The 6,735-nt window shown below is 34.4% G+C and carries 6 protein-coding genes; 3 read left to right on the forward strand and 3 right to left on the reverse strand.

The window, feature by feature from the left end; genetic code table 11:
• Positions 1-373: 373 nt before the first annotated feature.
• From BA1DRAFT_RS17640 to BA1DRAFT_RS17650, 3 genes are all read left to right on the forward strand, one after another.
• Positions 374-1,303, forward strand: coding sequence for a nucleoside hydrolase (locus BA1DRAFT_RS17640; RefSeq protein ID WP_036781833.1), 930 nt, complete (start codon positions 374-376; stop codon positions 1,301-1,303).
• Between the two features lie 25 nt (positions 1,304-1,328).
• The gene (add, locus tag BA1DRAFT_RS17645) at positions 1,329-2,318 is read left to right on the forward strand and encodes an adenosine deaminase (protein ID WP_036781835.1); all 990 of its coding nucleotides are present in this window, start codon (positions 1,329-1,331) and stop codon (positions 2,316-2,318) included.
• An 86-nt stretch (positions 2,319-2,404) separates the two neighbouring features.
• Positions 2,405-3,067, forward strand: a complete 663-nt coding sequence (locus tag BA1DRAFT_RS17650) for a Crp/Fnr family transcriptional regulator (RefSeq protein ID WP_036781837.1) — start codon at positions 2,405-2,407, stop codon at positions 3,065-3,067.
• Positions 3,068-3,151: 84 nt separating this feature from the next.
• On the opposite strand, the gene BA1DRAFT_RS17655 is transcribed toward BA1DRAFT_RS17650, so the two are convergent.
• The 3 genes from BA1DRAFT_RS17655 to BA1DRAFT_RS17665 are packed head-to-tail and all read right to left on the reverse strand — an operon-like array spanning position 3,152 to position 6,655.
• Positions 3,152-4,684 carry an asparagine synthetase B family protein gene (locus BA1DRAFT_RS17655; RefSeq protein WP_036781839.1) on the reverse strand — a complete coding sequence of 511 codons (1,533 nt, stop codon included), beginning with the start codon at positions 4,682-4,684 and terminating at the stop codon, positions 3,152-3,154.
• A 35-nt stretch (positions 4,685-4,719) separates the two neighbouring features.
• Positions 4,720-6,075 carry a 3-phosphoshikimate 1-carboxyvinyltransferase gene (gene aroA, locus BA1DRAFT_RS17660; protein ID WP_036781841.1) on the reverse strand — a complete coding sequence of 452 codons (1,356 nt, stop codon included), beginning with the start codon at positions 6,073-6,075 and terminating at the stop codon, positions 4,720-4,722.
• Between the two features lie 28 nt (positions 6,076-6,103).
• The gene (locus tag BA1DRAFT_RS17665; RefSeq protein WP_268747244.1) at positions 6,104-6,655 is read right to left on the reverse strand and encodes a 3-phosphoshikimate 1-carboxyvinyltransferase; all 552 of its coding nucleotides are present in this window, start codon (positions 6,653-6,655) and stop codon (positions 6,104-6,106) included.
• Positions 6,656-6,735 lie beyond the last annotated feature (80 nt).

Raw genomic sequence — 6,735 nt, forward strand, 5'->3', positions numbered from 1 at the left:
GGTTTCCTTTACGGTTGTTGGATTGTATCTCCTCATGTTTGAGAGAATTTAGGTTGGTTATAAAATGCAAGAAAAATATAATCAATATATTTTTCTGCTCATATCTAAATATGGTTTGAAAGAGGTAAAGCGAATAAATAACATTGATTGTCTACCTTAGTCGGCTATTTTTATTAATTTTTTTGTATGTGTATGCTATTTATAACATATTCCTGTGAATTATTTATTGGCGGTAAATTGTGAAATAGATCACATATTGATTATCTATCTCTGTGCACATTGTTTCTTAATTCTGGAAAAAGGTCATGTGACTTTTTTTTGGTGGAACTTATAGACTAATGTAAGGAATATGATAAAGGGAAATAGGCTGGCTATGAGACATTTCATTATTGATACAGATACGGCTTCCGATGATGCAGTTGCATTACTGATGGCGCTTCGTGAACCCTCAATTTTTATTGAAGGTATTACTATTGTGGCCGGTAATTGTGCTGTTGCTCAGTGCAGGAAAAATGCGTTAGTTAGTATTGAAAAAGCAGGAACATATATTCCCCCGGTATATGAAGGGATGAGTAAACCATTATTTAGAGAGCACTATGCTTCATATCATATTCATGGGAAAGATGGTATGGGTAATATGAATTTACCAGAGTCTTCGTTAATAGTAGAAGATAAACATGCAGTAGATGCAATTATTGATATCGTGAAAAAATTTCCTGGTGAGATAGAGATAATCACTTTGGGACCATTGACAAATATAGCAATGGCTGTCTTAAAAGAGCCGGATTTATATAAATTTATCAAGGTTGTTTATATCATGGGTGGTTCTGGATTGAAGCCAGGTAATATCACGCCATTAGCTGAATTCAATATCTATTCTGATGCTGAAGCAGCACATATAGTATTGAGTTCTGGGTTGCCTCTTATATTTTGTGGATGGGAGTTAGGTATGGAGGAGGCTTTTATTAATGAGTTCGATATGGGTAAATTAAATTCTTTAGGTGATCTTGGTCAGTTTGCAGTGAGCTGTAATAGAACATTGATTGAATTCAATGCAGGAAGAACGAATAGAAAAGGATTTGATCTGCCTGATCCTATAACAATGGCTATTGCTTTATATCCGAATGAAGTGATAGAGGATAAATTAGAGGTGTATGGTTATGTTGAATATCAAAGCGCACGTTCATATGGGCATTTAGTGGTTGATTCAACCGGTCTTCTCAATCATCCCCATAATATGACGGTGGTGACTAAAATCAAGGGTAAGGTATTTAAGAATAAACTATTTACATTATTATCGTAATTTTAGTCATATAGGAGAATAAAAGATGAATTTTAATCCTGATTTATTGAGAAAGGTAGAGTTACATACGCATCTTGATTGTGGGTTGAGTTATCATTTCGTTAAAAAACTTATTCCTGATATTACCCATAAGTCATTTTGTGAAAAATATATTGCCCCTGAAAAATGCCATGATTTAGGTGATTTCTTAAATAAGATTATTCCTTCACTGGATTTACTACAAAAAATGGACGTAATAGCTGATGCTGTAGAAGATCTTTTCATACAATTAAAAAACGATAATGTAGTTTATGTTGAAATTAGATTTTCACCTTTACTTCATCTTCGCTTAGGATTAAATGATCGCGATATTGTAGAAATTGTTTTGGAGGCAATGAAAAATTCTTCAATCAAGTATGGTATAGCAGCAGGTTTAATATTATGTACATTGCGGCATTTTTCAGAAGATCAAAGTTTGAGAACCGCATATCTTGTCAATGAATATTCTAATTACGGTGTTGTTGCTCTTGATCTTGCTGCCGATGAGGCAAGATATCCACTAAATGCGCATTTGAATGCGTTTAAAATGGTGTTGGAAAATGGTGGAAATGTCATTGCGCATGCAGGAGAAGCGAAAGGGGCTGAAAGTGTGCGTGAGACTATTAATAAATTAAATATTTCTCGTATAGGTCATGGTGTCAGAAGTATTGAAGATCGAGATGTTATTGATCTCCTTATAGAGAGAAATATACATTTAGAAATATGTCCGACGTGTAATATTATTTGCGATATTTATGATATCTATGAAAACCATCCAGTTAATTTTTTGAAGGAGGTTGGTGTAAATATTGGGATTAATACGGATACCCGGACAGTTGCAAATATCACTTTATGTAAGGAATATTTGAAGATTAATCGATATTTTGGTTGGCAATATAGTGATTTTATTGAAACAAATTTGAATGCACTACATGCTTCTTTTTGTAGTAATAAACTGAAAAATCAATTGGAAAAGGAAATAATGAGATTGTCGTAGTAAAAAATTGCAATCTATTTATCCTTGTCTATAATTATAAAAAATTCTATTAAATCTGTAATCTGTAACGGAATAAAGAGAATAAATTGAAAGGTTATATTGATAAATATCATCTTGATAGCATTTTTCCAGCAGAGTTTATGCCAAAGTTAGATGTGGTTGAAGTTAAGAAAAATACCTATCTTACACATCAATCATCAAGTTTTACTCATCTCTATATTTTGGTTGAGGGGAAAATTAAGGTTGAATTTTATAATATTAATGGCAAATTCTCTGTTTTTGCCTTTGCTACTCCTCTTTTTCTTATCGGGGATTTAGAACTTTTTCATTCTCAAGGCGATAATATAATTAATACTGTCTTTGCTCAGGAGCGATCAGTATTGCTGTCAATCCCGTTAGAGACGGTAAGAATATTTGGATTAACAGATCCTGGATTTCTTCAATTTGTTTGTAAACAACTCAGTAATAAGCTTTTTGAGTCTTCTTTGTTTCGAACCGGAATATTTTTAACTGTTGAGGATAAGTTAAAGCGATTTCTTTATTATCATTCGAAAAGAAATGGAACGGTGTTGGTATTAGAGAAGAGGGAAGATTTAGCCTCTGTTTTAGGTGTTTCCGTCAGGCAATTAAATAGAGCTATTAAGAGTTTGAATGAAAAAGGAATAATTGTATCAAAGAATAAGAAAGTTGAAATTATTGATTATGATTTTTTAAAAAAGGATATTGAGTTCCAATTTGACGCCAAGTGATGAAAATAAAAAATACTATTTTTATCTCAAGATTGCTGCATTGTTTATTCTACTAACAATGCAGCAATCAACATAATGGTTAAATTACGATATGAAATTAAAATAACCAGATTCTGAAAAATCTTTACCAGATTCTTTGAAACGTTCCTTTGGCAGTGGGTAGCCTAAAGAGAGATATTTTTCAGCAAAATAGAGAGCGCTTTGGTTGGTTAACCCGATAGCATTAAGTCTGTCAACAACGCTCTTTGGTAGATTGCATTTAATATCTTTAACGTAATCAATGATAGTATTTTTTACCCCGCTGCCATCTGGCATTCTTATTTTTGGTCTGTCAATGATATATTCGGGTATTTTTCCTCTGAATGCTTCACGTAAAATATGTTTTTCTACTCCGTTATTGAGTTTGTAAGAAAAATCCAGACTTAAAACATAAGGAACCAATGCTGAATCCATAAAGGGAACTCGTGCTTCAACCGTATTTCTCATGCTTGCCCGATCGACTCTTTGTAAATCAGTTCTATGAAGATTATTTAATCTATATAGGGAGAGATAATGGGGATCGGGATATGTCTTAAATAGATCGTAGCCAGCAAAAATTTCATCACTGCCTTCTCCACATAGAGCGATTTTAAAGCCGAGGCGGTTAGCGATATAATAACCAAAGTGAGCAATATTCGAATCAATTGCATCAATTTGTTCGAAAAACTCACCATAATAGATAGCATCTTGGATGTTATTAATTAATTCTTCCTGAGTAAAGGTATAGATAATGTGTTTTATCTTATTCTCAGAACAATATCTTTGGGCAATTTCAATATCTTTTGAGCCGGGTAATCCAAATGAAATTGCTGTAACATTGTGGTGATATTTGTGTGCAAGATAAAGTACAATGGTACTGTCTATACCGCCGCTAAACATGATTGATATAGGTAGATCTGTATCAACCCTCTTTTTGACGGCATTATCTAAAAGTGAATAGACTTTTTCTTTTGCCTGTTCGAAGTTATCGTTGCTTGCGGAAATATTTGTGTCGTAGCTAATATATTTTTCACTGGTAAAGCCGTCGAAAATTGAACCGGGTTCAACGGGTTTAATTTCTGAATTAAACTCGATCAATGATTTTATTTCTGATGCTACATACCAGCTACCCTCTTTTTGGGTGTAATAGAGTGGTTTTATGCCGACGTGATCTCTTCCTAAGAAGAATTTATTATTCTTATTATCAAATAGAATAAAACTAAACATTCCATCTAACTTTTTAATAAATGACTTGCCATAGCGAATGTAGGCGATTAGGGCAACTTCTGCGTCGCCACCATTTTTAAATTGATAGCCTTGTTTAATTAATTCATTTCGAAGAGACTTATAATTATAAATTTGACCATTCAGCACAAGATGAAGATCATGTTCCTGATTTGATATGGGTTGATAGGCTGAATCACGTTCGACAATCGCCAGTCTGTTGGTTGCGATTGCAAAGTTATTTCTGACAACCTTTTCATTAAACCGAGATGAATCACCTCGATGTGCTATTTTTGACATTATAGTATGTAGCTTATTTTCAATATCATCAATAAGCCTGTTTTCTGTATTAAAAATACCACCAATTCCACACATAGTGAATTCCTTTGGTTAAGAGTTATCAATGATATTTAAACGTCTTCTGGTATAGGGCCAGAATATTTTAATTCATTCACGTTGGCGCCCAATGTGGATATTTCGGCGAAATATTCTGGATAAGTTTGACCAACATGATATGGTTCACTAATAATAAGTGGCTCATCACAATGTAAACCTATTGTTGTGAGCGCCATGATTAATCCATGATCGTAATGACCATCAACAATAACACCGCCTTTATATCCATATGGATTACCATAAATAATTAATTGATCTAGCTTTTCTTCTGATCTAATTCCTATTTTGTCCAATTCCCGTCGAAAATCAGAAATTCTGTCTGATTCTTTATAGCGGATATGTTCAATGTTATAGAAAACGCTTTTACCATCGGCAAACGCAGCTAATGCAGCAAGTGCAGGTACCGCATCTGGCGCCAGTGAACCATCGAAATCCTGTGCTTTCAGGGGGCCGCCAGAGCGAATATTGAGACAATCTTCTCTGATAAAGCTGATTTTCGTTCCACTGTTAATTAAATAATCCACTACCGCGCCGTTACCTAATTCTTCCTCAAAGAAACCGTTTAGGGTGACGTCAGAATTCAGTGAGGCGCAAAGTGCAAGGATCGCTGCCGTGCTGGCGGGATCAGCGCCGACGCTAAATTCTGATGGGATAAATCGACTTTTTCCTGTGGTAAAGAAATTGCGGAATTTATCGTCATATTCAATATTGATGCCGGCTTTGCGCAAATTATTAATTGTCGTGTGAACCATCGATGGCGCGGTAATTGTGTCGGTGACTTTTATTTGTAGATCTCGTTCACTGATAGCGCCTAAGTAAAGTAGTCCACTCAGGAATTGAGAGCTTTTTCTGCATGAAATCTCAGTGTAATTACCGATGTTTCTATTTGATTTCATGCTTATTGGTAAAAGTGAATCTGGCCCAACGGCGGTACACTGAATATTGAGTAATTTGAGTGCATTGACCATTTCTGATTGTGAACGTGTACCCAGGGAGTGACGGTATTCTGTAATAAATTCAGTATCAGGTAAATAACCGGATACACCCATTAATAATCGTAATACAACGCCAGAATTACCTGGGTTAAAGATGATTTTTTTATCAATCTTTCTGATATCTATACCTTCTACGATTGTCCCTGTAATATCACTATTAAATGATGCTCCTAAACGGGAACAGTTTAATTTCATTGCTGTTGTATTGTTCCCTGATGCCATGTTATTTATTTTACTTGTACCTTCCGTTAATGATGCAGTCAGAATGGCGCGAGTTGAAGAACTTTTTGAGGCAGGTAAAGTTATTGAACCATTTAGTGATTTAGTTTTATTTATTTCGATAAATGGCGGATGATTATTACCATAATACTTCATATTTTTATCTCGCTTATTATACTGTTAGCTAACTTATTCTAGCCCCGAGAGAATTTAAGGATTGGATAAATCCAGGAAAACCATCATCTAATTTATGTATATGATTAACGGTTGTTCGTTCTCTTGCCCCTAGTGATGCAATAATATTGGATGCGCAAATCCGATGATCATAGTAGCTGAATATTTCAACGCCTCCGTTTAATGGCCCGTTACCGTTAATCCTTATTTTGTTGAAAGCCCCAGTATCATTAAAAATTAAATAACTTTTGCCTCCCATCATGCGTATGTTTTCGTTGATAATAAATGCCCGTTGGCATTTATGATTATTTATAGCATTAAGACCGGAAAATGTGATATCTCCATTACCATTAATCGCCGCCGCGATGATATTAGTCGCAACGGAAGGTAGTTCATTTAAATAGATTTCATCTGTAATGGCGTTATATTCCCCCTCCAGTCTGATATTAAGTTCATTCTTAATTGGATTATAGTTTAAATTCATACCAAGTTTTCTATATATGCCAAATAGTACTCTTTCGTTAATGGTATTCCCTAGATAATAACTTTTCCTGATTATCACTTAAATTCAGCTCCCATAGGCGTATACTTAAAATAAGTCTGTGTGGAGGTAAATGAAAATGGCTAAAAATCAGATTCAAT

It is taken from the genome of Photorhabdus aegyptia (assembly GCF_000612035.1).
GTDB lineage: Bacteria > Pseudomonadota > Gammaproteobacteria > Enterobacterales > Enterobacteriaceae > Photorhabdus > Photorhabdus akhurstii.

Excerpts from the sequence above, each read along its gene's own strand:
- BA1DRAFT_RS17640 (WP_036781833.1), top strand. The coding sequence starts at position 374 with ATGAGACATTTCATTATTGATACAGATACGGCTTCCGATGATGCAGTT.
- aroA (WP_036781841.1), bottom strand. The coding sequence starts at position 6,075 with ATGAAGTATTATGGTAATAATCATCCGCCATTTATCGAAATAAATAAA.
- BA1DRAFT_RS17655 (WP_036781839.1), bottom strand. The coding sequence starts at position 4,684 with ATGTGTGGAATTGGTGGTATTTTTAATACAGAAAACAGGCTTATTGAT.
- add (WP_036781835.1), top strand. The coding sequence starts at position 1,329 with ATGAATTTTAATCCTGATTTATTGAGAAAGGTAGAGTTACATACGCAT.